Origin of the sequence: Algoriphagus jejuensis (genome assembly GCF_039523455.1) — a bacterium.
Taxonomy (GTDB): Bacteria; Bacteroidota; Bacteroidia; order Cytophagales; family Cyclobacteriaceae; genus Algoriphagus; species Algoriphagus jejuensis.
Genome location: NZ_BAAAFI010000007.1, coordinates 318484 through 340312 on the forward strand (window position 1 = coordinate 318484; position 21829 = coordinate 340312).

The 21829-nt window shown below is 48.5% G+C and carries 19 protein-coding genes; 11 read left to right on the forward strand and 8 right to left on the reverse strand.

Translation table 11 applies throughout. The features are described 5' to 3' along the window. Nucleotides 1-76: 76 nt before the first annotated feature. Nucleotides 77-1327 (reverse strand): AI-2E family transporter, encoded by a 1251-nt coding sequence (locus tag ABD031_RS09170; protein WP_343850592.1) that lies wholly within the window; start codon nucleotides 1325-1327, stop codon nucleotides 77-79. 1 nt (nucleotide 1328) lies between these two features. Next, on the reverse strand, nucleotides 1329-2240 hold the full coding sequence (locus tag ABD031_RS09175; protein WP_343850594.1) for a diacylglycerol/lipid kinase family protein: 912 nt from the start codon (nucleotides 2238-2240) through the stop codon (nucleotides 1329-1331). Between the two features lie 65 nt (nucleotides 2241-2305). Between ABD031_RS09175 and surE the strand changes: the two genes are divergently transcribed. After that, nucleotides 2306-3043 (forward strand): 5'/3'-nucleotidase SurE, encoded by a 738-nt coding sequence (gene surE / locus ABD031_RS09180; protein ID WP_343850596.1) that lies wholly within the window; start codon nucleotides 2306-2308, stop codon nucleotides 3041-3043. Nucleotides 3044-3111: 68 nt separating this feature from the next. Here the strand turns inward: surE and ABD031_RS09185 are convergent, their stop codons facing one another. Together ABD031_RS09185 and ABD031_RS09190 are read right to left on the reverse strand one after the other, a co-directional pair. After that, nucleotides 3112-3960, reverse strand: coding sequence for an SDR family oxidoreductase (locus ABD031_RS09185; protein ID WP_343850598.1), 849 nt, complete (start codon nucleotides 3958-3960; stop codon nucleotides 3112-3114). A gap of 48 nt (nucleotides 3961-4008) precedes the next feature. Next, complete coding sequence (locus ABD031_RS09190) at nucleotides 4009-4257, reverse strand: DUF7218 family protein (protein WP_343850600.1); 249 nt, start codon at nucleotides 4255-4257, stop codon at nucleotides 4009-4011. A gap of 435 nt (nucleotides 4258-4692) precedes the next feature. Between ABD031_RS09190 and ABD031_RS09195 the strand changes: the two genes are divergently transcribed. From ABD031_RS09195 to trhA, 7 genes are all read left to right on the forward strand, one after another. Then, entirely contained in the window at nucleotides 4693-5166 is a 474-nt protein-coding gene (locus tag ABD031_RS09195) for a response regulator (protein WP_343850602.1), read from the forward strand. After that, the gene (locus ABD031_RS09200; protein WP_343850604.1) at nucleotides 5163-8393 is read left to right on the forward strand and encodes a PAS domain S-box protein; all 3231 of its coding nucleotides are present in this window, start codon (nucleotides 5163-5165) and stop codon (nucleotides 8391-8393) included. The genes ABD031_RS09195 and ABD031_RS09200 overlap by 4 nt, the downstream gene beginning before the upstream one ends. 162 nt (nucleotides 8394-8555) lie before the next feature. Beyond that, nucleotides 8556-9284 (forward strand): carbon-nitrogen hydrolase family protein, encoded by a 729-nt coding sequence (locus ABD031_RS09205; RefSeq protein WP_343850606.1) that lies wholly within the window; start codon nucleotides 8556-8558, stop codon nucleotides 9282-9284. A 54-nt stretch (nucleotides 9285-9338) separates the two neighbouring features. After that, on the forward strand, nucleotides 9339-9929 hold the full coding sequence (locus tag ABD031_RS09210) for an HD domain-containing protein (RefSeq protein WP_343850608.1): 591 nt from the start codon (nucleotides 9339-9341) through the stop codon (nucleotides 9927-9929). A 295-nt stretch (nucleotides 9930-10224) separates the two neighbouring features. Then, nucleotides 10225-10761, forward strand: coding sequence for a lipocalin family protein (locus tag ABD031_RS09215; RefSeq protein WP_343850610.1), 537 nt, complete (start codon nucleotides 10225-10227; stop codon nucleotides 10759-10761). 232 nt (nucleotides 10762-10993) lie between these two features. Beyond that, the gene (locus ABD031_RS09220; RefSeq protein ID WP_343850612.1) at nucleotides 10994-11548 is read left to right on the forward strand and encodes a hypothetical protein; all 555 of its coding nucleotides are present in this window, start codon (nucleotides 10994-10996) and stop codon (nucleotides 11546-11548) included. Nucleotides 11549-11686: 138 nt separating this feature from the next. Further along, nucleotides 11687-12340 carry a PAQR family membrane homeostasis protein TrhA gene (gene trhA, locus ABD031_RS09225; RefSeq protein ID WP_343850614.1) on the forward strand — a complete coding sequence of 218 codons (654 nt, stop codon included), beginning with the start codon at nucleotides 11687-11689 and terminating at the stop codon, nucleotides 12338-12340. 506 nt (nucleotides 12341-12846) lie between these two features. Here the strand turns inward: trhA and ABD031_RS09230 are convergent. From ABD031_RS09230 to ABD031_RS09245, 4 genes are read right to left on the reverse strand one after another with little or no spacing between them, the layout of a single operon-like run. Continuing rightward, entirely contained in the window at nucleotides 12847-16020 is a 3174-nt protein-coding gene (locus ABD031_RS09230; RefSeq protein WP_343850616.1) for an efflux RND transporter permease subunit, read from the reverse strand. A 37-nt stretch (nucleotides 16021-16057) separates the two neighbouring features. Beyond that, nucleotides 16058-17158, reverse strand: a complete 1101-nt coding sequence (locus ABD031_RS09235) for an efflux RND transporter periplasmic adaptor subunit (protein ID WP_343850618.1) — start codon at nucleotides 17156-17158, stop codon at nucleotides 16058-16060. Nucleotides 17159-17165: 7 nt separating this feature from the next. Next, nucleotides 17166-18503 carry a TolC family protein gene (locus ABD031_RS09240; RefSeq protein ID WP_343850620.1) on the reverse strand — a complete coding sequence of 446 codons (1338 nt, stop codon included), beginning with the start codon at nucleotides 18501-18503 and terminating at the stop codon, nucleotides 17166-17168. Nucleotides 18504-18529: 26 nt separating this feature from the next. Next, the gene (locus ABD031_RS09245) at nucleotides 18530-19108 is read right to left on the reverse strand and encodes a TetR/AcrR family transcriptional regulator (protein WP_343850622.1); all 579 of its coding nucleotides are present in this window, start codon (nucleotides 19106-19108) and stop codon (nucleotides 18530-18532) included. Nucleotides 19109-19381: 273 nt separating this feature from the next. On the opposite strand from ABD031_RS09245, the gene ABD031_RS09250 reads away from it, so the two are divergent. From ABD031_RS09250 to ABD031_RS09260, 3 genes are all read left to right on the forward strand, one after another. Continuing rightward, complete coding sequence (locus ABD031_RS09250; protein ID WP_343850624.1) at nucleotides 19382-19774, forward strand: hypothetical protein; 393 nt, start codon at nucleotides 19382-19384, stop codon at nucleotides 19772-19774. After that, nucleotides 19771-19965, forward strand: coding sequence for a helix-turn-helix transcriptional regulator (locus ABD031_RS09255; RefSeq protein ID WP_343850625.1), 195 nt, complete (start codon nucleotides 19771-19773; stop codon nucleotides 19963-19965). Before ABD031_RS09250 ends, ABD031_RS09255 begins: the two co-directional genes overlap by 4 nt. 614 nt (nucleotides 19966-20579) lie before the next feature. Further along, on the forward strand, nucleotides 20580-21755 hold the full coding sequence (locus tag ABD031_RS09260; protein ID WP_343850627.1) for a sialidase family protein: 1176 nt from the start codon (nucleotides 20580-20582) through the stop codon (nucleotides 21753-21755). Nucleotides 21756-21829 lie beyond the last annotated feature (74 nt).

Consider the following 21829-nt stretch of genomic DNA (forward strand, 5'->3'; position numbering starts at 1 on the left):
GCAAAAAGAAGGGAGTATCTTTCTACATACTGTAGAAAGTTCGACTCAAAAGAAACCGTGGGAAATCAAACCGTTCCTATTTCCGTGAGATCTTTCCACGGAGCTTTTCACCCCATCTACTCAAAAACCCCTTCTCGTCGCCGTCGTCCACATCCTCTTCTCCCAGCATGTATCCCAAGGGTTCCAATTGCCTGGTGGCGTCGAAGACAATCTTGAGAATACCGGCAATCGGGATGCTAAGAATCATCCCTGCAACCCCCCAAACGGAGCTCCCCAATACCACCACGATGATTGTGGTCAGCGGATTCAGGTTGACCTTGTCCCCAACGACGAACGGCTCCAGGATGTAACTTTCGATAAACTGCGCCAGGCCATACGTAATCGTCACGATGATCAGGGCAGCCGTGTCCGCTCCTCCGAAAAGCGTCATGCTGATCGCCAGCACATAGCCGATGATCACGCCGAGATAGGGTATCAGGGAAAGTATAGCTGCGATGACACTGATAAGAATCGCATTCTCCACCCCGGCAATCAGCATCCCGACCGTGTAGATGATGGCCAGAAAAAGAATGAGTAAGAACCTCCCGCCAAGGAAATTCAACGCAAGACTGACGGAATCCTCAAGAACCTCTTTAGCCTGGGCTCTCTTTTCTTTTCTGAAAAATCGAAGGATGGAGAGCTTGACTTTGTGCCGATAGTTGAGCAGAAAAAAGAGGTAAACAAAGGTCAGAAAGGAATTGCCCAGAAAACCGAAGAGATTTACAGCCAGCTGGCCCAGCTGTTTTTTGACACCATCCGACACGGCAGGAGTCCCCTCTTTTTGCTGTCCATTTCCCGAAGCTTGATCGGTCGATTCCTGGGAATTTTGTCGGCTTTCTTTCGATTCACCGGATTCAGCTTCCGACTCAGACGGTCCTTCGTTTTTGGATTGATTGGTGCTGTCGACACTCACCAGCCAAGGAGGCATCTGGTCCCGGACGTTCAGACCGGTTTTCGACTCGATTTTTTGGACTGCTTCGTTGACCTTGGGAGTGAATTGCTTTTCCATCTCTGGCCATTTTTCAGAAATGCTTCCAACTTGGAAAGCGATCACTGCGAAAAACGCGACATAGCCTAAAATACAGGAGATCACGCTTGCAAAAGTTGCCAAGCCATGGGAAAGCCCAATTTTCTCCAGCTTTCTAGCCAGCGGAATACAGACTAAAGCCAATAAAATAGAGAAGGCGAGCGGCACCAAAAACAACTCTGCGAGCACCAGCCCTTGGATGAGAAAGAAAACCCCTATCACGAGCAGCGCAAACTGAACCAAAATATTGCTGGATTTCATATCAATTCTTTTTTTTGGAAGAGTTGGGATCGGTTTGTAAGAATGTTAATTGGTGCTTTTGAAGGCTAATGCTCACTTTGGGAGTTCCTTCATAAAGCGACTGGTGCTCAAACACAGAATCGTCTACGTGAAAGGGCAAATGAGTCTTGACGCTGATTTTTTTTGCTTTGATCGTTTCGAAAGGACTTACCACATCCTCCTTTTCATGGGCTTTGAGAAAGTCCCGCAGCTCCTCCATTTGGTCTTCCCGCACGAGCATCACATCCAGTTCGTCATCACTGTGATCCGCATCTGGTGCCAAAACAAGCTGAGGTCCCAACTGCCTGGTGTTCAGCACCTCGATCCACAGATACTTGCCCGAGTAATCCTTGCCGTCGATTTCGATTTCATATTCCTGTACAGGAAGTTCCTTGGGAAGCTTTCGAAGGTGTTTACTTCCGAAGTCGACTTTGTCTTCCTTGGAGCCCTCTTTCTTTTTCCCCCGATCTATCTGCTGAAGCAAAGCTGTGAAAAGCCCCCAGCCCACCCCTTCGATAAATCTCCCCTTGTGTTCCGCCGTTTCGAATAGCCCCACACTCAATTTGCTGAAATTCTCCTCCTTGAAATGCTTCACCGTATCAGGGTAAAATCCGACGATGCCTAAGCTGCCGGCGATGTTGTTTGCATTTCCGTTAGGCAAAAGGGAAATCGGGATCTTGGAGTCATACAGATCCAACAGGATTTTTTCGACCGTTCCATCACCTCCAGCTACGATCACGAGATCATAGTTGAGTTTAAAAACCTCCTGGTAACCTTCATCCTTGGTGTTTTGCGCAATGACCGAGGCGCCTTGCCGCTCAAGGGATCCAATCACTTCTAAAAGATTAAAATCTTCGGTGCCTGCGCTGGGATTGTAGAGGAGGATGATTTTCATAGAATATAGTCGGCTTAAGTCCTGCGTGCTCTTTGCATACAAAAAGATGACTAAACTGAACTACCATGAAAATCCTGATCACCAACGACGACGGCATCTACAGCCCAGGAATCCTCGAACTGGCAGAAATCGCCTCAGAGTTTGGAAACGTGCGTATCGTCGCGCCACATGTCGAGCAATCCTCCATGGGACACGCCATCACAGCGACGAGGCCATTATCCATCAAGAAAACTAAGGTGGGGAATTTTGACGCATTTCGAGTAAACGGAACCCCAGCGGACTGTGTCTCTCTGGGCTGCTTTCACTGGGGAGATGTCGATCTTGTACTCTCTGGGATAAACCTCGGCCCCAATTTGGGCAACTCCATGTGGCACTCCGGTACGCTGGCGGGTGCTAAGCAAGCGGCACTCTTGGGAGTCAAAGGAGTCGCGTTCAGCACTCCCACCCAAAAAGACGAATACGACTTTAGCCAGATGCGAGCACACATCCGTCACGTACTCGAATACCTGATTAAGGAAGACGTCCCCCAGCTGGTCAATGTAAACCTGCCCTTTGCCCCGGAGGGAATCGTCTGGACACGTCAATCGCTACGTCAGTATGACGGCTTGGTCAAACCTGCCGAGGATCCGATGGGAAGGCCGTTATTCTGGATTACTGTGATTCCATTGGAGCTCGCCGAGGAAGGCACAGACCGCTATGCGATGGAACATAACCTGGTCTCTATGACACCTTTAAGATTGGATCTAACAGACGAATCCCAATTGGTCAAACTGCAGGGAAGAAAGGTTTTTGATCAGGAGTGATCGGAGTTTTCAGTGATTAGTCTCAGGCGTCAGCCTTTGAATACTGATCACTGAGACTGCCTATCGCACTACCCTCCCACGATCTCACCGCCATTCACATGGATAAACTGCCCGGTGACGTAGGAGCTATCCTCCGAAGCCAGGTAGACATAAGCGGGAGCGACCTCACTGGGCTGACCGGCTCTACCAAGTGCCGTGTCCTGGCCAAACTCTGTCACGTCTTCAAATGTCGCGGGGATCAGCGGAGTCCAGATTGGGCCTGGAGCCACACCGTTTACCCGGATTTTATCGGGCGCAAGCATCTTGGCAAGAGAGCGCGTAAATCCAACTATTGCACCTTTGGTACTGGCGTAGTCGACCAGATGCTCGCTGCCGCGATAAGTCGTCACCGAACTCGTGTTGATGATCGTATCGCCTGCCTTGAAGTGATCAACCGCAAACTTAGCGAGATGAAAAAACGAATAGATATTAGTCTCAAAGGTCTCCAATAGCTGCTTACTGCTTATTTCCTTGAGCGAATTTTTGGGAAACTGGATCGCTGCATTATTGACCAGGATGTTGATCCCACCCAGCTTTTCCACGGTAGTATCTACCGCTTTATTACAAAATTTCTCCGAGCGGATATCCCCTTTGATCAGGATACATTTTTGACCTTCTGCTTCTACCAGCTTTTGGGTATCCCTCGCATCCTTGGTCTCACTGATAAAATTAATCGCTACGTCCGCCCCTTCTCTGGCAAAGTGGACAGCAACACTGCGGCCAATACCGCTGTCTCCGCCAGTGATGAGAGCAACTTTGCCTTTCAATTTTTCAGACCCTTTGTATCCATTCCGGATTACCTCCGGTTCGGGAACCATCCTACTCTGCTGTCCCGGGAGCTTCTGATTTTGTGGTTTGAATTCAGTTGGCTTTTTCATGATTTCAATGGTTTAATGTAACACAAGTCGCTTCGATCGTTTGCTGAGTCAGTGGTTTCTCAGGGCGCTGATGAGCTCATCTTTACTCATCTTGCTTCTGCCGCTAATTCCGACTTGCTTAGCTTTGTCATAAAGCTGCCGTCTAGTTCTGTCCTCGTACTTCTTTGCTTTGCCGCCTTTTTTCCCCGTATTGGGAGTGTTGGCAATCCGCGCAGCTTTCTCCTGACTCATGCCTTCTTTTCTCAGTGCCTCATATTTCGCATCGTTCTTAATACTTGGGCCGTGGTCTTTTGCCATGATCTTGTGGTTTTGGTGTGAAAGAAAATTCAACTAGAATGCAAATCACGCTAGCTAAAGCCCGAATCATGATTTGCAATGGATTATAAACCAAATTGTAAGCCGAAAACCGAGACATGCATCGCGAAACTCGCAATCAACAGACTAATAGGAATCGGTCAGAAAAATCTCATTGCCGTTTCAGCGGAAGAATTATTCCGCAAAAACCGAAACGATCACGCCTTCTAGGTATTCTAGGCGAATAGAAGTGTGTGCAGAAATCCTTGAAAATCTACAAGAACCGTTGCTAGCTCCGAGGTTTACCCTCAAGGCAACCTCTCTTTTCGCGGATAATCAGGCTTAATATTTCGACAAGTGATCAAAAAACTGGAAATTGTGCCTACGAATGCTATTTTGTCACAGTAAAAAGGGCATTTTTTTCCCCACTAATTTGAAATGAAAGACGAAAAGTTCAACATCTTGCTTGCCGACGACGATCCGGATGACCGCATGTTTTTCCAAGATGCGCTAGACGAACTGAGCATTCAAGCCACCCTGAGTGAGGTCACCAACGGCTCGGATCTGATGAAGTTTCTCGAAAACAATCTCAATAAACTGCCCGATGTGCTTTTTCTCGACCTAAACATGCCCAGCAAATCCGGTATGGAATGTCTGTCTGAAATCAAAAAGCATGAAAAGTTGAGCCAAATTCCGGTTCTCATTTACTCCACCTCAGCCAATCCCGAGGTGGTGGAAATCCTCTACAACATGGGAGCGCTATACTACATCCGCAAGGAGGGGGATTTTTCCTGCCTCAAAGCTGTCATCGGAAAAGCACTTTTCCTTTGCCGAAATACCAGATTAATCCAACCCGAAAGACCGGACTTTTTGATCCTAGTAGACGATATCAGACCCAAATTACCTCTATGATTGACCAATTTCTGCCCAAAGACAGCGAAATGGGCCAACTCATCCGCCAGCACGACTGGAGCAACTCGCCCCTAGGCCCTATGGACACTTGGGACGTGAGCCTCCGGACTACGCTGGGAATCGTGCTGCATTCCGCATTTCCTATGTTTTTGTTTTGGGGCGAGGATCTGATCTGTTTTTACAACGATGCATACAGACCAAGTCTGGGAATCGACGGAAAACACCCGGCAATCGGCAAAACAGCCAAAGAAACTTGGTCTGAAATATGGGATTTCGTGGGCCCGCTAATCGAAAAGGTGATGACCACCGGCCAACCCTTTTTTTTTAAAGATCAACTGGTTAGTTTTTACCGAAATGGGGGGATGGAAGACATTTACTGGACCTTCTGTCACAGTGCAGCCTTTGACGACCAAGGGAAAATCAATGGCGTACTTGTCACCTGCTCAGAGACGACCGAGTCGGTGTTGACCAAGCGGAAGCTGGAAGAAAGCGAACGACGACTTCGCTCAATGATAGCTCAGGCCCCTGTATCGATTGGCATATTCCAGGGAAGTGACCATATCACCGAAATCGCCAACGCCAAAGCACTCGAACTCTGGGGAAGATCATCAGAGGAAATCCTTCACATACCCATCCTCGATGCCATGCCCGAACTGGAATCTCAGGGCATCAAAATACTGCTGGACGAGGTCTATACTACCGGCAAGATCTTCCGGGCTGCAGAACTTCCCGTACAAATCAAGAGAAATGGCAATCTGGAAAACACCTACGTCAACTTCAGCTATGAGCCGCTATACAATACCAACGGGGAAATAGACGGTATCATGGCCGTGGGTATCGACGTCACCGATCAGGTGAATGCCCGTCATGAGATCAGAGATAGCGAGGCTCGATTCAGAGCAATAGCGGACAACATCCCGAATCTTGCTTGGATGGCGAAGGCTGACGGATGGATCTATTGGTACAACAAAAAGTGGTACGACTACACCGGCAAGACCCCTGAGGAGATGGAAGGCTGGGGATGGCAGTCGGTGCATGATCCGGAAGTATTGAAAACAGTTATACCTAAGTGGCAGCATTCCATCGAGCAGGGCGAGACCTTCGAAATGGTCTTTCCGCTCCTTGGGAAAGACGGAAATTACCGACAGTTTCTCACGCGGGTTTTGCCGCTTTTTGATGAGGAGGGGAAGATCAGCAATTGGTTTGGCAGCAACACTGACATCACGGAGCTGATGGAAGCCCAACAAAGCGTAGCGGCGAGCGAGCAGCGATTTAGCAACATTCTTTCGCAATCTTTGCTTGCAGTATGTATCCTGAAGGGCGAGGAGATGATTATCGCCTCCGCCAACGATGCCATCATTGAGATCTGGGGCAAAGGGCCGGATGTACTCAACAAACCGCTGCTGGAAGTACTGCCTGAGTTAAAAACCCAGGTAATCCCGAAACTGTTGCAGGAGGTCTATTCCACGGGTGTTCCCTTCATTTCTCCGGAGATCAAAGTTACCTTCGTCCGCGATGGAAAGCCGGAAGAATCCTATTTCAACGTCGTCTATCAAGCCTATCGTGAGACCGACCAAAGTATCTCCGGCATCACCGTTTTTGCCTCCGAGATCACCGAGCAAGTGATCGCCAAGAGGCAACTGGAAGAAAGCGAAAAGAAATTCCGCCTTTTGGCCGACTCCATGCCGCAATATATCTGGACGGCAGATCCACAGGGTAATCTCAACTACTTCAATCAGTCGGTCTATGACTTTTCTGGACTTACCCCCGAGCAAATCGCAACCGATGGATGGCTTCAAATCGTCCATCCTGAGGAAAGAGAACGAAATATTGCATCCTGGATAGAGTCCGTCACCACAGGAAAAGACTACCGCATGGAGCACCGGTTTCGCAGACATGACGGCAGCTATCGCTGGCAGCTCAGCCGGGCAAAACCCCAGTGGGACGAGGATGGAAACATACAGATGTGGGTCGGCACAAGCACCGACATACAAGATCAAAAAGATTTCGCTTCGGAATTGGAAAGGCAGGTAAAAGAGCGAACTGCGGAGCTGGTGCAGATGAATGAAAATCTGAAGAAAAGCGAGCAACGCTACCATCTCATGGTCGAAGAAGTCCAGGACTACGCCATCCTCTACATCAATCGTGAGGGGATCGTAGAAAACTGGAATACCGGTGCTCAAAAAATCAAAGGCTACACCGCAAAAGAAATCATCGGCCGTAGCTTCTCAAACTTCTATACCCAAGGAGATCGGGAACGTGGGCTTCCCCAGATCCTGCTGAATACCGCGCTGCAATTTGGGAAAGCCACCCAGGAAGGCTGGCGAGTTAAAAAAGACGGCAGCCTCTTCTGGGCGAGTGTCGTCATCACCGCGGTGCACAACGACCGGCGGGAAATCATCGGCTTCTCAAAAGTCACCCATGACCTGACCGAAAAGAAGGAAGCCTCCGACGCGTTGAATGCCAAAACCGTCGAGCTGGAGGAGAAAAATGCAGAGCTCCAACGAATGAACAAAGAACTGCAGTCCTTCGCCTACATTTCCAGTCACGACCTCCAAGAGCCGCTTCGAAAGATCCAGACCTTCGCCTCCCGGATCGTGGAGAAAGAACACGAAAATCTTTCTGACAAGGGCAGGGATCTCTTTGCCCGCATGCAGCGCTCCGCGGAGCAGATGCAGGCACTGATCAACGATCTACTCGCCTACTCCCGCACCAATACCGCAGAGCATGTGTACCAAAAGGTCAATCTCGCCACGGTCATTGATAAGATCAAACAGGATCTCAGCGAAGAGCTAGAAGAAAAGAACGCTGAGATCATTGTCCAAAATCCGGTAGAAGTGAATGTCATCCACTTCCAGTTTCATCAGCTATTTTACAATCTGATCAGCAACTCCATCAAGTTTTCCCATCCTGACCGAGCATTACACCTGTCGATCACTACCGAGAAAGTCAACGAATCAAATCTTCCAACCAAAAACCTACCCCAAGACAAGGACTATTGGCATATCTCAATAAGAGACAACGGGATCGGCTTCGAGTCCGAATACAACGAGCGGATCTTTGGACTCTTCCAGCGACTGCATGGGAAAAGCGAATACAAAGGCACCGGCATCGGACTGTCTATTGTCAAGAAAATCGCTGAAAACCACAACGGCCTCATTACTGCCAAAGGCGAGATCGGAAAAGGAGCGACATTTGATATTTATTTGCCGGTGGAGAGAGGGTAATCCCAGTACGATCACTGAAGAAAAACCAAGTCCAAAAGCACATAGGCTTTATTAAAAATGTTTCTCTTTCCAGATTTTCCAACTCCGTTTCAGCAACCAGGAAAAGGCGATAGATTTCCTGGGGCAGGAAGTTAATATGGCATAGAGTAATAAGACCTTGAAATGAAAATTTGCGTAGCACAGATCCAATCGATTGGAGGAGATATTTCCTCTAATCTCGACAAACACAGACAATTGATACATCTCGCTACCGCCTATAAAGCAGATGCAGTCTTTTTTCCGGAGCTTTCTCTGACAGGCTATGAGCCTGCACTTGCAGAAGCATCGGCGGTAAATCCTGATGATGTAAACCTAGACGATTTCCAAAAAATCAGTGACTCCAACAAAATCACGATTGGCTTTGGTATGCCTACAAAGACAGCCGCAGGCGTACGGATCAGCATGATCATCCTTCAGCCTGATCGAGAGCGTCAGATTTATTCGAAACAACAATTGCACTCTGACGAATTTCCGTATTTCGTTGCCGGTGAAAAGCAGCTCATTCTGACAGTTGCCGGTAAAAAAATCGCTCCTGCAATCTGCTATGAAAGTTTGCAAGCTGAGCATTCAGCGCATGCAGACCAACTCGGTGCAGAGCTGTATGTTGCGAGTGTTGCAAAATCACAAGAAGGAATTAACAAAGCGATGGTGCATTACCCAGCGGTTGCCAAAAAATTTTCAATGCCGGTTTTAATGTCAAATTGCCTGGGCTATTGCGACAACTTTGAGAGCGTTGGTCAAAGTGCGGTCTGGACGAAGCAAGGGGATTTGGCAGAGCAGCTTGACGACAAACTGGAAGGAATATTGGTTTTTGACACAGAGACCAAAGAAGTGAATAAACAAACCTTGTAGGACTCAACTGCCTCTTTCCCAGCGCCATTTTTTCTCAAAAAAACCTATAGCATCATGCAGACTGACAACCTATTCAAACAAGTTGCTTTCATCAAAGAGATAGACAAGCTCAAATACATCCAGCGTAAGACCCGACTATTCAACAGCGATCGCCACGAAAATGACGCAGAACACAGCTGGCATCTGGCCATGATGACGATAGTCTTGGCGGAACATTCGGACAAACCTATTGACGTGCTGAAAGTGGTGAAGATGGTGTTGATTCATGACATTGTAGAGATTGATGCGGGCGACACGTTTATCTACGACGCGGTAAAAAACCACACGAATACGGACGAAGAACTCATTGCAGCCAAGCGGATCTTCGGGCTTTTACCGGAAGAACAGGCCAAAGAATTCATCGCAATCTGGGAGGAGTTTGAAGAAGGTGCGACGGACGATGCGAAATTTGCCAGGTCTATGGACAGGTTTGAACCGCTGCTGCAAAACGCTTCGAACAAGGGCGGAACCTGGGCCGAGTTCAACGTGACCTATGAGAAAGTTTACGAGAAGAAGAAAGCGATCAAAAACGGCTCTACCGCGATTTGGGAATATGCTGAAAATCTGATCAATGAAAGCGTGGACAAGGGCAATCTGAAAAAGTAATCAGAAAATGCCGTCGAGCTGAATTCGAAAGACTGCTCAAACGCTTAGCGGGGTTTCCAAAACCTGAACTGACTGACTTCGTGTAGAAGAAAATGCTCAGTTTGAGGCCTTGTCGGAGTCCACTTTCGCTTCTTTTTTTCCGGCCTTTTGCGAAGGGGAATCTGCCTAAAAACCGCTCTTTATGCGAAATAGACGTTGATTCCTCTTTTCTGCTACCTAACTTTCTCACCAGGTCAGAAGCGCCACCGATCGTTGGCTATAGGATTGTACTTGTCATTCTAAACGAAAAATCACCATGAAGAAACCAATCTACTTACTCCTCACCTTCGGCCTTGTAGCTGGCTTTTTTTCTTGCTCGTCAACGATTCCAATGGGCGCAGTTGCAGTCAGTCCGTTTGACAGCGAAAAATACCTCGGCAAGTGGTATGAAATCGCCCGGATAGACTTCAAATTCGAGGAAGATCTGAACAATACGACCGCGGAGTATTCCTTGAAGGAAGACGGCACCATCAAAGTCGACAACAAGGGATATAATGTCAAAAAGCGGGAATGGGAACAGGCCGTCGGCAAAGCCAAGTTCGTGGGGAGCGACAGCGTGGCAATGCTCAAGGTCTCGTTTTTTGGCCCTTTCTACTCCGGATACAACGTGATTGCCATTGACGACAACTACACCTATGCACTGGTGGCGGGCGAAAGTTTGGATTACTTGTGGATACTCTCGCGTGAGAAGACAATCCCAGAAGACGTTAAAGTCAAGTATTTGAAGGTCGCTACTGAGGCCGGCTATGATACGAATGACCTGCTATGGGTGGAGCATGACGGTCAGCAATAGGAACAAAATTGAACAAAACTCGGCAGAGACGACCTTGTACTAAAGAACCGCCATCCTTGAAGTCTGTGTTTCAGGCCCCCAACTTGAGAGAATGAAATTGAAATCTCTTTAGCCAACCAACCCTTCCTTGGAATAATTTTTTGGAATTTGGTTAGTTTGCTCTCTGGTTCAGAATACAAGTAATCCTCCTAGTTCGACCTTCAGCGCATTTCAATCTTTTACTAACATCACGATGAGTCATATCGATTCTTTCAAGCACGAGCTAGTTGGCTACTTGGGCTACCTCCCTGTATACCATCCACTGGAAGAAATAGAAGGTGACTTTGCCTGTGATCCAAGTCAATTACTTTTGGGTGGAGGAAGTGGTGAACATCCCGCGCTAGTTATCGAAAACCCTACCAGTGCCGTCGCTTTTTTTCTACGAGAAGAAATCAAAACCGAGAAAAACTTAAAGAGTTGGGAACGGTTTATTTCTCCCTATTTGGACAAGACTCCAAATCAACTGTTGACTTTCTATGAGTGGGATAGTCAGCGACATAGTACGTTCCTTGCTATGTCCAGATCCGAAGCGCTCCCGAATCCAAACGAAAAAGAAGACTTCGAAATGTGGCTTATCCTGGGGATCGGTGAGTTTGTCTTTTTCTCTTTGCCCAGTCTTGCGAAAGGAATTATGGATAGGCTTGAGGCTCCTTATAAGCATTTTAAGCATATGCGGTACAATAACATCATGGTCGTCCCACCGAATATGCCAGTCTATGCGAATGGAGGAAATGCCTTCTTTCGGTAGCCACCATCTCCTTGGTTAGTCTAGATTTGCGATCCAGACTCACTTACCTTAGAATCTGAAATACCCGCCAATTACAAGTTCCATAGTATAGCTGCGAAACATTCCAATTTTCCTTAGCTTCGGCCAGAAACTAAGCCCATGCCCAAACGTACTCAAACCCCCAAAGAAGAATTGGCCAATGCGCTTTCCCATGGTGTTGGACTAGTTTTGGGGATCATCGGGATTCCGTTTTTGATTCACAAAGCCATCGAAAACGGGCAATCATCTGCCCTTGCCGGAGCTGTTACCTTTAGTCTCGGCATCATGATGGTCTATACTTTTTCCACCTTCTACCATGCATCGAGGGTGCTCAGATGGAAAAACAAGCTTCAGGTTTTAGACCATATTTCGATCTATTTTCTGATCGCAGGCTCCTATACGCCGATGATTTTCGCAGTCTTGAAGCCAGACAGAGCGCTGATCTTCCTGGCGATTCTTTGGGGATCCGTGCTGGTCGGTACTTTTTTCAAGGTCTTTTTCACGGGCAGATTCAAAGTCCTGTCAGTTGCATTGTACCTGCTAATGGGCTGGCTTGCGATATTTTTCGTGAATGACGTGTTGGGAAAAATCTCCTTCGAAACGCTCATTTGGATCGGAACCGGTGGATTGGCTTATACCTTTGGTGTTTTCTTCTACGTCAAAAGCGACAAACCCTACTTTCACACCATTTGGCATGTCTTCGTGCTAGCGGGTACAGCGGCTCATTTTGTAGCGATATATCAGTTGGTCAAACTTGAAAATAACTTCTTCTAGAGGGACTTAGACTGACAGTGCAAAATGAGCGATGTCATAAGCCTATTTCTTCTCCAAATGAGATTCAAGAGCCCAATAGCGATAAATGGGTAATGCGTCATCCAAGACTCCTCGCGGAAATCCGACATAGATGTCCTGCAGGATAGCTTTCAGGAAAATTATCATCAACTACTTTCAAACTTTTCGCCTTCAGATTTTCCTCAGATATCACCTCGATCAGAATCACTTTTCCTTGGTGTTGAAGTATAATATTCAATTCCGCAATGCGCTTGACAGCTGACCAATAGTAAAAGGAGTGACCGTCACCAGTAAGTTCTTGAAATACAAACTATTCGACCAAAGATTCTTTGGCCTCCGTGAAAAGCGTTTTCCTTCCAAAATCGACTTAGGATCTATGTCTACCGTTACTCCTAAAATGCCAACATCCAGCAAATTCAGCTTAAGAGTAGAAAAATCCTCGTAAGATTTCAGGGGAACGCTTGGTGTCGCAACCCCAGAAAACCATCTCAATGATGCTCCTCAAATCCACTTAAATCTGCATTTTCCTCCAGCTTTTGCAAGCCTTCTTTGCCATAGGCGATCTTGGTAATCACCACATAGAGCACGGGCACGAAGAAGATCGCCAGGAAGGTTGCCGAAAGCATCCCGCCGATGACCGTCCAGCCAATGGTCTGTCGGGCGACGGCTCCAGCACCGTTGGATAGCGCCAAAGGCACCACCCCGAGGATAAAGGCCAGGGAGGTCATGATGATGGGACGAAGACGGAGCTTCACCGCGTCCAGTGTTGCTTTGATGAGCGGCATGCCTTTATCTACCCGCTCCTTGGCAAACTCCACGATCAGGATGGCGTTTTTCGCAGCCAAACCGATCAGCGTAATCAGACCGATCTGCGCATAGACGTTGTTGTCTAGCTTGGGCAGGAAGGTCAGCGCAAGGATCGCCCCAAATGCTCCCAATGGAAGAGCCAGCAAGACGGAGAACGGTACCGACCAGCTTTCATACAAGGCCGCCAGCAAGAGCGAAACCAGGATGATCGCCAGCGAAAAGATCAGGATGGTGCTGCTGCCAGCCGACATCTCCTCCCGACTGAGGCCGGAAAAATCGTAGCTATAGCCGTCCGGAAGGACTTCCGCTGCAACTTCCTCGAGGGCTTGTATCGCCTGTCCGGAACTGAATCCGGGCGCGGCATTACCGTTGACTTCAGCCGAGCGGAAGAGGTTGTAATGGGAGACAACCGGCGCGTTCTCGACGATCTTGAAGTTCACCAAAGCGCTCAGGGGAATGGCTTCGCCCTGTCGATTAAGCACGTAGAATTTCTGCAAGTCGTCGATGCTACTTCTGAAAGTGGTGTCCGCCTGAGTCACAACGCGGAAATTTCGACCGTATTTCGTAAAATCATTTACATAGGTCGAGCCCATCATGCTGGACATGGTGCTGAACACGTCCGTCATCGATACGCCGAGTTTCTTGATCTTTTCACGATCTACCTCCACATGGTAACCGGGTGTTTTCGCGGTGAAAAAACTATAAGCCATCGCCAGCTCAGGTCTTGCGTTGGCAGCCTGAAGGAATTGTCCGAGAACGCTTTCCAGCTCTTTCACGTCTCCACCAGCGCGCTGCTCAAGCATAAAGCTGAATCCGCCCGTCTGTCCCAGTCCCGGAATAGCCGGCGGCGGCACCACGACGATATTGGCCGCTTTGATCGCCCGGAACTTTTGATTGAGCGATCCAATGATTCCAAAGAGTTGTAGCGATGGATCTTTACGGGTATCCCAAGGATTCATCTGCACAAAGAAGGTAGCAGAGTTTGGCTTGAAGGAGAAGTTGATCGCATTCAGTCCACCGATCCCAGTCACGTTGTTGATTCCTTCGGTATTTCGGATGAGTTCGTTCATTTCTGCCATCACCTCGCGGGTTCTGGAGCTGGAAGCTCCTTCCGGAAGCTCGACAGAGACAAAAAGCCGACCTTCATCTTCCGTAGGCAAAAAGCCGGTCGGTTTCAATTGGAAAAGCCCAAAAGTCCCGACGAAGATGCAGACCAAGATGACCAAGACCAGCGGCGCGCGCTTGATCCAGGTTTTTACCCCGCTGGAATACGAGTTGGTCACGCGCTCAAACCAGGTGTTAAACCTATAGAAAAACTTGTTCAAACCTTTACCCTCGGGAGTGACTTCCGACGGTCTCAGCAGGATGCTACACAGTGCCGGAGTCAAAGTCAAAGCCACGAAGGCCGAGATCAATACCGAGATCGCAATGGTGATCGCAAACTGCTGGTACATCCTACCGACGATACCGGGGATAAAACCTACCGGGATAAACACCGCCGCCAAGATCAAAGCAATCGCAATCACCGGAGCAGTGATGTCCTTCATTGCCCGTCTGGTGGCTTCCTTCGCAGAAAGCTTAAACCGGTCAATGTAATGTTGAGCAGCCTCAACCACCACAATCGCATCATCCACCACAATCCCAATTGCCAGCACAAAGCCAAACATCGTCAGGGTATTGATGGTGAATCCGAGTGGTATAAAGAAGATAAACGTCCCGATAATCGAGACGGGAATCGCCAAGATCGGAACCAAGGTCGCTCTCCAGCTTTGCAGGAAAAGAAATACAACGACAATCACCAAAAGCAGCGCCTCTCCAAATGTCTTCAGCACTTCATTGATGGACACCTCGACTACGGACACGGATTCGAAAGGAACCACGTAGTCCATATCTGCCGGGAACGATGCTTTGAGTTCCTCCAAGGCTTTATAAACTCCCTCGGCAGTCTCCAAGGCATTACTTCCCGGAGCCTGATACACCAACAGAATAGCGGCTTCCTGTCCGTTGACGGTGGAATACCTACCATAGTCAAACTGACCCAGCTCTACTCGTGCAATGTCTTTGAGATATACCAGCGAGCCGTCTAGGGGATTGGTGCGGACAATAATGCTTTCGAAGTCCTCCTGCTCGACCAAGCGGCCATTGACCGTGATCGGATATTCGAAGGCCTGTGAGTTAAACTGCGGCATGCCGCCGACAGTGCCCGCAGCTACCTGGAGGTTTTGCTCCTGAATCGCAGCATTCACCTGAGCCGTCGATATGCCATACTGAGCCATCTTGTCCGGCTTGAGCCATACCCGCATGGAGAAATCCTGCCCGATGGCATTGATATCCCCCACCCCTTTTACACGCGCCAGCGCATCCTTGATGTAGATGTTGGTATAGTTAGACAGGAACTTCGGATCGTGGGTACCCTTTGGTGAGTACATACTGATCACCATCATGATGCTCGGGTTTCTCTTCCGCACCACCAGCCCCAGCCTTCGAACCGCCTCGGGGACTCCCGGTTCGGCGATACTTACCCGGTTTTGCACATCCAGCGTGGCAATGTCAATGTCCGTCCCCACGTCAAAGGTCACGTTCATCTGCATCTGCCCGGTACTGGTATTGTTAGAGCTGATGTAGGACATCCCCGGAGAACCGTTGACCTGTGTCTCAATCGGTGTGGCCACCGTCTGCTCCACGGTCTGGGCATCCGCTCCGGGATAGATCGCCGACACTGACACGACCGGCGGAGTGATGTCTGGATACTGCGTCACCGGCAGCGTAAATGCTGCCAGCGCGCCCACCAATACGATCACGATGGAGATGACCATCGCCATCACGGGGCGTTTGATAAATATTTTTGATATCATTTCTTAGAATTCTTGATTTGAAAAAAATGAGAGTGTCTTACTGCACCTGGACTTTGGCACCCTGACGGAGCTTCTGAATACCATCCACCACGATGTTCTGCCCAGACTCGAGCCCTTCTCTTACCGATACATCTGTTCCAAACACAGTCCCCAACTTGATGGTCTGCTGGGTCACTGTGCTGTCTGCGCCGATCAGATAGACAAAATACTCACCCATCTGCTCGGTCACGGCTTTATACGGTATTACCAGTTGATCGCCATAGTCAGCATTGATTACCTGCAGCGTTCCTGTCATGCCGGGTACGAGCATTCGCTCAGCATTGGGAAACTCGACGCGGATATTGATGGTGCCAGTCTGACGTCCGACAGCCCGGTCGACCGTGGCTAGTTTTCCAAGATGGGGATAGATACTGCCATCGCTCAGCTTCAGCGTGAAAAGTGAATCCGGAGCATCGGGAGAGTTGACCAATTTATAATAGCGTGGGATCTCCTTTTCGTTGATCACAAAATCGACCTGAACCGGGTCTGTGGAAGAAAGCGTGTTAAGCAGCGGCTGTCCGGGAGAAACCTGCGCACCCAGTCTAACCTGGGAGATACCAATTCTGCCCGCAAATGGTGCAGTGATCTGGGAATACCCCAAGTCGGTCTCTGCAGATGAAACCTGTGCCTGTGCAGCCTGCACTTGGGCCTCCGCCGCCAAAAGCTCGGCTTTCGCATTGTCCAAGACTTGCTTGGCTATCGCTTCATTCTGATCCAGACGCTCGTAGCGATCGACGTCTTTTTTGATCCTGGACAGATGGGCATTGGCAGAGGCTAAGGAAGCGTTGGCTTGGTTTCTCGCTGCCAAATACTTGGTTTGATCGATCTGATACAGCTTTTGACCTTTGGTTACCAGCTGTCCATCCTCGACAAAGATGTTGGTGATGTACCCGCTGACCTGTGGACGAAGCTCGATCTCGTTGAGCGCCACGACCGTGGCAGGATAGGTATCCAGCCCTTTGACAGGCTTGCTTGCTACTTTGTAAACAGATACCGGAACTGCCACCGGTGGTGGTGCCTGAGCGGCCTTTCCACAGCTAAAAAGAACTGTCGCCACCAGGGCGAACGATAAAATGCTTGGATTAAAATATTTTTGCATGATCATATCAGAAAGAAGATTCGATGGAAGATGGATTGATCTGTCCCATGGCGCGCTGGAGATCGAGCTTGCTCGAAAGGACGCTGTAGAGGGCATTGTAGTTGTTCAATTGGGCAGCACGAAGCTCAGACTCGGCAACCACCAGGTCCACGTAAGCTTTCACACCCTCGTCGTATTGGAGTTTGATGGTATTGTACACTTCTTCGGCCAGCGCCAGATTGTCCTGAAGCGTCTGCCAGGTGAAGTAGTTACTGTTGTAGGCCGCCAGCGCCGACTCGTACTCCGTGTTGAGCTGCTTTTCATAGTCGGTGAGTGACACTTGGAATCTTTCCTGTCTCAATTTCGCCACTTTCACATCATGCGCCCGCTTACCACCCTGGAAAATCGGAATCGTAGCGGCCAATCCTATCGCTGAAGTCGGATAGGATTCATCCAGCAATCCCGAGAAGCGCTGGTTGAAAAAGAGGAAATTGTAATTGTAAAACCCCCTTACGGTGGGAATGTAAGCCCACTTGGAATAACTCGTCTCCAGCTCTGTAAGCGAATATTGCGTTTTGGCGAGCTGATAGTCTACGCGACTTTCCAGGAGAAAATCCGGGGAAAACTCCAACTCTGCCCTTCCGGCCATCTCACCGTATTCGTAGTGAAGCGTCAGCTCCAAATCCAGCGGGTAACCGCTCACCTGTTTGAGATAAGAGTATTTCGCATCTAGAGAGGAGACCTGCCGGTTACGCTCGCTTTGGAGATTTGCAAGGCTGATACTTGCCCGCTGAAAATCTGTCTTGTCCACCAAACCGACATCGTAGCGGGTTTTCGCATCCTTATATTGCTTCTCCTGTCGGACGATGTTTTCATCAAATACCTTGATCTGCTCGATCGTCAGAAGTAGATCGTAGAAAGCTCTCGCTACGGTGATTACAGCATCGATCTTCTGGGTCTCCAGTGTCTGGCTGAGCTGGGTTCTGGCCAGCTTCGATCCTTTGGATGCCAGGAAAACGTCCCGGTTGAAGATCGCCTGATCAACGTTGAAGTTGAGGTTTCCCGAGTACGGCTGTCCAAAGGTAATCAGTTGATCGCCGATCGGCTGCGTCTGTAGCTTCAGGTTGTTGCTCCACTGGGTATTGGCAGCAATTTGCGGAAACCAGGCCGAAAGGCTGGACTTGATCTGCTGGTCACCAATCTCAGCATCCAGCTCGGACGTCTGAACCAGAGGACTGTGGACCAGCGCAAACCTGACCATCTCCTCGACGTTGAATCGGGTACTGTCGATTGGCTGTTCCTGGGCTTGTAAACCCGAGACGGATAGCAGCCAAAAAACACAAAGTATAAATCGTCTTTGTCTCATTAAAATATAGTTGGTCTAAAATTTTGCTATTGAAATTTGATTCCATCCCAAACCATTTTGGGAATCAGGTGTAAATCTTGAGCTGTAGAAGCGGTTTTGGTCTTGAAATACGTTTTAAATCGAATCAGAGAAATTGCACTTCCCATGACCATCATCGAGAGAATCTTGGGGTTAAGCGGTCTCAACTGACCTGACTCAATTCCTTCTTTAAAAAAAGCCTCAGTCCATTCCCCCCAAGGATCGCTTTCGAGCTGCATCGTCTCGGTATTATAAGGACTGCTTGTAAACTGTTCCAAAAAACTCTGAAAGGCAGCTCTTTCCTGATAAAGTGAAGTCAGGTTATTCCAGAAATCAAAAAAACGGGCCTCAAAGTTCTTTTCGGGGTGATCTTTTTCACTGATCTCTTTGAGCACCTCAGATTTGACGTAGCGGTGAAGCTCCAAAATCATCTCATCCTTACTTTCAAAGTAGGTGTAGACCGAGCCTGCAGCCACGGAAGCCTGTTTTGCGACCTGGCTGATCGGGCACCCGTGGAAGCCGTTTTCACGGATCAGCTCTAAGGCGCTTTCGAGTATGAGGATTTTTTTGTTGGTATTCTGATCCATGAAGAGATAATGAATGAACGTTCAATCACCGGCCAGTAGAAAAAGTTCCTAAAGTGGAAAAAGATCGCAGAAAAATTAAATAAAACCGAAACGTGGCTTAGTACGAAAAAAAAACCGCGAAAAACTCCCCAAAATTTAAACCACAAGGGCAGCATTCCTCTTGCTTGTTTCTAATCCAAGGAAACCACTTCTTAAAATAAAATGTAAACAAAACTTGACTTTTGTAAAGTCTTATTTACATTTGTCAAATAAACTTTACAAATCATGGAAACAATGAAACTAGAACGAAGCAAACGCATCAAAAAACTGGCGATTTGGACTTGGACATGGGTCGCCACCATGGCAATCGCAACATTTGGCCCAAAATTTATCTGGGACTATCATCCCTTTCTGACCACGTTTGCGATCATCGTCAACCTCGCAAATGGCATCCTCATGATCTTGGCCAATCGTGATCTGTTCAACCACTTTGACGAACTGGAAAAGAAAATCCACTTGGAATCACTTGCCATCACTCTCGGATTAGGCGTGGTGGTTGGCTTGAGCTACTCGCTGTTGGACACCACCAATCTGATCGACAAGGATGCCGAAATCGCCAATTTGGTGATGTTTATGGGTGTTACCTACCTAGTTTCGATTCTGATCAATTCGCGCCGCTACAAATGAAAAATCGCGTCAGAGATCTACGGACAGCAAAAGGGATGACTCAGGAGGATTTGGCGGAAATCATCGGAGTGTCCAGGCAGACGATCAATGCCATCGAAAAAGAAAAATTTGATCCGAGTTTGCCAACCGCATTTAAGATGGCTCAGCTTTTTGAGCTCCCCATCGAGCAAATCTTCCAGTATGAGTCTTAAGCTCATCAACCCACCAGGGGTTTCGAACCCTTGGAGGGTTACCGTTCACCATGAGCGATTGGAGGGGTGCAGTTTCGAAATTGCAATTACGCAGTAATGCCGTAGGCATGGCCGATAAACATAAAATTAGTTGCGGCTTCGAATCCGCTCAGCCTGACATCAACTATACCCTCGTCTACGGATATCCCTGGGGAGCGAGTGAGGATCAACCCTCCAAGGGATTTTGAACCCTTGGAGGGCTACCGTTCACCCCGAGCGATTGGAAGGGTGCGATTTCGAGATTGCTATTACGCAGTAATGCCGTAGGCATGAATCATTGTCTAGCCAGCCATTTCAATGGCTGGTACACGAATGCCATCAGGTTTTAAAAAATGCTGTAGGCATGGCCGATAAACATAAAATTAGTTGCGGCTTCGAATCCGCTCAGCCTGACATCAACTATACCCTCGTCTACGGATATCCCTGGGGAGCGAGTGAGGATCAACCCTCCAAGGGATTTTGAACCCTTGGAGGGTTACCGCACTAGAGCCGGAATGAGGTAACGAACGCCCTAGAAAAAAATCACGAGGTCTTCTCCCTACCAAATGCTAGTTTAAGGGCTAAATACTAAGCCCATGAACCGATTCACCTTGATTTTCGCCTTTTTTCTAGCATTCCTCTTTTTTCATCCTGTTTTAGCCCAAGAGACTCTGGTCTTCAAAGGTGGCCAAGAAGGCCACGCGATCTATCGGATTCCAGCGATCATCGCTCTGCCAAACGGAGAATTGCTTGCTTTTGCCGAAGGGCGGGTCAACGGAAGCGATGACTTTGGCGATGTCAACTTGGTAATGAAAAGAAGCAAGGATCAAGGCAAAACCTGGGCTGCGATCCAGACCTTGTTGGATTTTGACTCCCTCCAAGCGGGCAATCCGGCTCCGGTGGTGGATCTGTTTGACCCGGCACATCCGAAAGGCGTGGTATATCTTTTCTACAATACGGGAAACAACCACGAGTACGACATTCGAATGAACCGCGGTGTAAGGGAGGTCTGGGTGATGAAGTCTTTTGATCTGGGAGAAACCTGGGAAACACCCGAAAATATCACCTTGCAAGTTCACAAGCCCAACAATCCCGACTTCAACCCCCAATACAAAAACCCGGCAGACTGGCGACACTATGCCAACACGCCCGGCCATGCCTTTCAATTCAATAATGGAAAGTATAAAGGTCGGATCTACGTCGCTGCCAATCACTCGGTGGGGAACCCACAGGAGAATTTTGCGGAATATCAAGCGCATGGCTTCTTCACCGACGATCATGGCAAAAGCTACGGTATCTCTGAGTCGGTCGAGATCCCCGGATCGAATGAATCTATCGCAGCCGAACTCTCGGGAGATCGGATGATCATGAGTATCCGAAACCAAAAAGGTGACATCCGCCAGCGGATTTTAGCCTATTCTTCTGATGGGGGTGAAAGCTGGGATGAAGCAACCTTTGACGAGGACTTGCCTGATCCGGTCTGTCAGGGTTCGATCCTGGATCTAGGTGTCGTGAACGGAAAGACGATCTTGGCCCACTCCAACAATGCCAACGAAACCGAGCGAAATCAGTTGACCGTCAAGGTCAGCTTTGACGAAGGGAATACGTGGGAACTGACCATGCCTATCGACTACACCGGAGATGAATCCAAACTGCCTTGGACGGCCTATTCCGACTTAGTTAAGATCGACGAAAGCACTTTGGGAATCATCTACGAAAGGGATGACTATCAGGAAATCATCTTCAAGCCCGTGGTCTGGAAGAGGGATTAGCATTCACTTAAGCAAAAGGCAGAAGCCTTCGCTTACTTTCTCTAACCAAATGCTCGCCTTGCGCACATTCATCT

Coding starts and splice junctions, on each gene's coding strand:
- ABD031_RS09230 (WP_343850616.1), bottom strand. CDS start 16,020: ATGATATCAAAAATATTTATCAAACGCCCCGTGATGGCGATGGTCATC.
- ABD031_RS09210 (WP_343850608.1), top strand. CDS start 9,339: ATGCAGACTGACAACCTATTCAAACAAGTTGCTTTCATCAAAGAGATA.
- surE (WP_343850596.1), top strand. CDS start 2,306: ATGAAAATCCTGATCACCAACGACGACGGCATCTACAGCCCAGGAATC.
- ABD031_RS09200 (WP_343850604.1), top strand. CDS start 5,163: ATGATTGACCAATTTCTGCCCAAAGACAGCGAAATGGGCCAACTCATC.
- ABD031_RS09170 (WP_343850592.1), bottom strand. CDS start 1,327: ATGAAATCCAGCAATATTTTGGTTCAGTTTGCGCTGCTCGTGATAGGG.
- ABD031_RS09205 (WP_343850606.1), top strand. CDS start 8,556: ATGAAAATTTGCGTAGCACAGATCCAATCGATTGGAGGAGATATTTCC.
- ABD031_RS09235 (WP_343850618.1), bottom strand. CDS start 17,158: ATGCAAAAATATTTTAATCCAAGCATTTTATCGTTCGCCCTGGTGGCG.
- trhA (WP_343850614.1), top strand. CDS start 11,687: ATGCCCAAACGTACTCAAACCCCCAAAGAAGAATTGGCCAATGCGCTT.
- ABD031_RS09255 (WP_343850625.1), top strand. CDS start 19,771: ATGAAAAATCGCGTCAGAGATCTACGGACAGCAAAAGGGATGACTCAG.
- ABD031_RS09190 (WP_343850600.1), bottom strand. CDS start 4,257: ATGGCAAAAGACCACGGCCCAAGTATTAAGAACGATGCGAAATATGAG.
- ABD031_RS09185 (WP_343850598.1), bottom strand. CDS start 3,960: ATGAAAAAGCCAACTGAATTCAAACCACAAAATCAGAAGCTCCCGGGA.
- ABD031_RS09220 (WP_343850612.1), top strand. CDS start 10,994: ATGAGTCATATCGATTCTTTCAAGCACGAGCTAGTTGGCTACTTGGGC.
- ABD031_RS09175 (WP_343850594.1), bottom strand. CDS start 2,240: ATGAAAATCATCCTCCTCTACAATCCCAGCGCAGGCACCGAAGATTTT.
- ABD031_RS09260 (WP_343850627.1), top strand. CDS start 20,580: ATGAACCGATTCACCTTGATTTTCGCCTTTTTTCTAGCATTCCTCTTT.
- ABD031_RS09250 (WP_343850624.1), top strand. CDS start 19,382: ATGAAACTAGAACGAAGCAAACGCATCAAAAAACTGGCGATTTGGACT.
- ABD031_RS09245 (WP_343850622.1), bottom strand. CDS start 19,108: ATGGATCAGAATACCAACAAAAAAATCCTCATACTCGAAAGCGCCTTA.
- ABD031_RS09215 (WP_343850610.1), top strand. CDS start 10,225: ATGAAGAAACCAATCTACTTACTCCTCACCTTCGGCCTTGTAGCTGGC.
- ABD031_RS09195 (WP_343850602.1), top strand. CDS start 4,693: ATGAAAGACGAAAAGTTCAACATCTTGCTTGCCGACGACGATCCGGAT.
- ABD031_RS09240 (WP_343850620.1), bottom strand. CDS start 18,503: ATGAGACAAAGACGATTTATACTTTGTGTTTTTTGGCTGCTATCCGTC.